This window comes from Iamia sp., assembly GCF_035575815.1.
Classification (GTDB): domain Bacteria; phylum Actinomycetota; class Acidimicrobiia; order Acidimicrobiales; family Iamiaceae; genus Iamia.
On the sequence record NZ_DATLXO010000181.1, the window covers coordinates 1 to 2,856 of the forward strand.

General features: G+C 72.0%; 3 protein-coding genes. All 3 read right to left on the reverse strand.

Annotated features, from left to right (window positions below; genetic code table 11):
- A partial coding sequence (locus tag VNL12_RS18475; protein ID WP_325596469.1) for an SDR family NAD(P)-dependent oxidoreductase occupies window positions 1-429 on the reverse strand: 429 nt, incomplete at its 3' end.
- A 311-nt stretch (window positions 430-740) separates the two neighbouring features.
- Window positions 741-2,222, reverse strand: a complete 1,482-nt coding sequence (locus VNL12_RS18480) for an aldehyde dehydrogenase (protein WP_325596471.1) — start codon at window positions 2,220-2,222, stop codon at window positions 741-743.
- A gap of 91 nt (window positions 2,223-2,313) precedes the next feature.
- Window positions 2,314-2,856 (reverse strand): nuclear transport factor 2 family protein (locus VNL12_RS18485; RefSeq protein ID WP_325596473.1); only part of this gene is annotated, 543 nt, incomplete at its 5' end.

The following is a 2,856-nucleotide window of genomic DNA, read 5'->3' on the forward strand; positions in this document are numbered from 1 at the left end:
GTTGACGATGGCACCGCCCCCACGAGCCGCCATGGACTCCCAGCAGGCCCGGATGCAGATGAGCGCGCCGTCCATGTTCACGGCCATGAACCGGCGGTAGTATTCCCAGTCGACCGTGAGCAGCAGGTCGATCTGCATCCCACCGTAGATGGCGGCGTTGTTGACGAGCAGGTCGATGCCCCCGAGGCGCTCGACCGCGGTCGCCGCCATGGCATCGGCTGACGCAGGGTCGGCGACATCGACCCGCACCCCGGTGGCCGAGCCCCCGGCCTCGCTGATGGCGGCCGCCACCCTCTCGGCCCCCGCCTCGTCGATGTCGGCGACGACCACTGCCGCACCCTCGGCGCCAAGCCGGTGGGCGTAGGTCTCACCGATGCCCCGGGCGGCGCCGGTGACGATGGCGACCTTCCCGTCGAAGCGTCTGGTCACGTGGGATTCCTCCTCGTGGGGTGGGTGCGGGGGGCCGCCTCGCGCCGTGCGCCCGGGTGCCCGGCGGTCCGTCGGATGGCGATTCGCTGTCGATTCGATGGCGTGGCGGCCTGTGGACAACCGTCGTCGGGCGGCGATTCGCTTTCGATTCGATGCCTGTGCGCAACATGCACTCCCCATCGATTCGATGTCGATTCGCTGGCCGACGGACCGCAGCGGAGCATCGTGACCAGGGCCGCGGCCGTCGGCGATCACCGAGGGCGCCGTTGCCCTCACCTGATGTGCGGCCGCCCGGGGCATCCGCCCGGCCCTCATGCGGGCTCGGCCACGGACTTGGCCTCGGTGTACTCCTCAAACCCGAGGGCGCCCATCTCCCGGCCGACGCCGGACTGCTTGTAGCCGCCGAAGGGCACGTCGCCGCCGTACCAGATCCCCCCGTTGACGCTCACCGTGCCGGTGCGCAGGCCCCGGGCCGCCGCCCACGCCCGCTCGTCATCGGCGCTGAAGACCGAGCCCGAGAGCCCGAAGATCGAGTCGTTGGCGATGCGCACGGCATCGGCGTCACCGTCGTGGGGGATGGCCACGAGCACCGGACCGAAGATCTCCTCCTGGGCCACGCGGGCCTCGTTGCCCAAGCCGACGACGAGCGTGGGCTGGACGAAGTAGCCCGTCTCCCGGTCCGCGGGTCGGCCGCCTCCGCAGGCGAAGCTGCCGCCCTCGTCGGAGGCGAGCTGCAGGTAGCCCTCGACCCGGTCGCGTTGGCGGGCGGAGATGAGCGGCCCGCAGATGGTACCGGGGTCCCTCGGGTCCCCCGGGGCCAGCCCGGCCATGGCCGCCACCACGGCGTCGACGCCTTCGTCGAACCGGGCGCGGGGCAGCAGCAGCCGGGTGGTGATGGCGCAGCCCTGACCGGCGTGGGCGCAGACGGTGAAGGCGGCGAAACCACAGGCGGCGGCGACCTCGGCGTCGTCGAGCACCAGGAACGCGGACTTGCCGCCCAGCTCCAGGAACACCTTCTTCAACGTGTCCGAGGCCGCGGCCATGACCTTGCGCCCGGTGGCCGTGGAGCCGGTGAAAGACACCAGGTCGACCCGTGGGTCGGTGGAGAGCTGGGCGCCGAGGGCGTGGTCCGATGAGGTCACCACGTTGACCACGCCGGGTGGGATGTCGGTCTCGGTGGCGATGATCCGGCCCACGGCACTGGCGGCCCACGGTGTGTCGGGGGCGGCCTTGAGCACCACGGTGTTGCCGGCGGCGAGGGCGGGGCCGAGCTTGGCCAGGTTGATCTGGTGGGGGAAGTTCCACGGGGTCACCGCCCCGACGACGCCGACCGGCTCGCGCAGCAGCCACCGTCGGGTTGCCACGCCCATGGGCGTGGCCTCACCCAGGTCGGTGCGCCACTCGTAGCCCTCGGCCAGGTCCGCGACCCAGCCCAGGTCGCTCACCGGCGCGTCGTACTGCGGGCCGTGGGTGAGGAACGTCGGCGCGCCAGCCTCGGCGGTGGTCAGGGCCCGCATCTCGATGCCGTGGGCCACCAGCGCGTCGCGAAGCTGGCGCAGCACCCGCACCCGCAGGGCGACGTCGGTGGGCCACGCCGTGGTGTCGAAGGCCCGGCGGGCCGCGCTGATGGCCGCGTCCATGTCGGCCGCGGTGGCATCGGCGGCCATGCCGAGGACCTCTTCGGTGGTCGGGTCGACGGTTGCGAAGGTGGCCCCGTCGGTCGCCGGCACCAGCTTCCCGTCGATCAGCAGCACATCAAGCCCCGCGCGCTGCAGCTCCTCTCCCCCGCTCATCGGGCCCACCCCGCGCCGAACTGGTCGGCGATTCGGTGGCGGGAGCCCCCAGATCCCCTACCAGTTCGGCGGAACAGGGCTGCGGGCGGGGTCACGACGGGCGCTCCCAGAGGCCGACCGGGGCCTGGCCGAGGGGGTAGCAGCCGGGGAGGTTCGCCTTCATCGAGCGGTTCATGCGGGCCGTCATCCCCGCCGAGAGGGTGCCGTCGCCCATCATCTCCATGAACACCGCCGCCGCATTGCCGAAGTCGAACCAGTCGCGCTGCCAGCTCCACTGCTCGTCGCCGCCGTAGACGAACCACGAGCCACCGATGCCGGCGACCTCGTACCGGGTGCCGTCCGCTCGGGTGGCATCGGCGATCTGGCGCCAGAAGCCGATGACGTGGCCCTTGACCTCGTCGATGACGATCTCCTCGTACGGGTACTCCCAGCCGCCGAGGCCCTCCATCTCCGCGCCGAGGGCGATCTCGCGGATCTCGTCGCGCCCGACGGCCATGAACTCGGTGCCGGGTCCGTAGTTCCACCCGTAGGTGGCATCCGGCGTGTAGAGCTCGGCCATGGGCTTCCAGTCACCGGCGGCCTCGGCGTCGCGGTTGGCCTGGAGCCAGTGCTCGACCATCTCCTCGATCTCGGC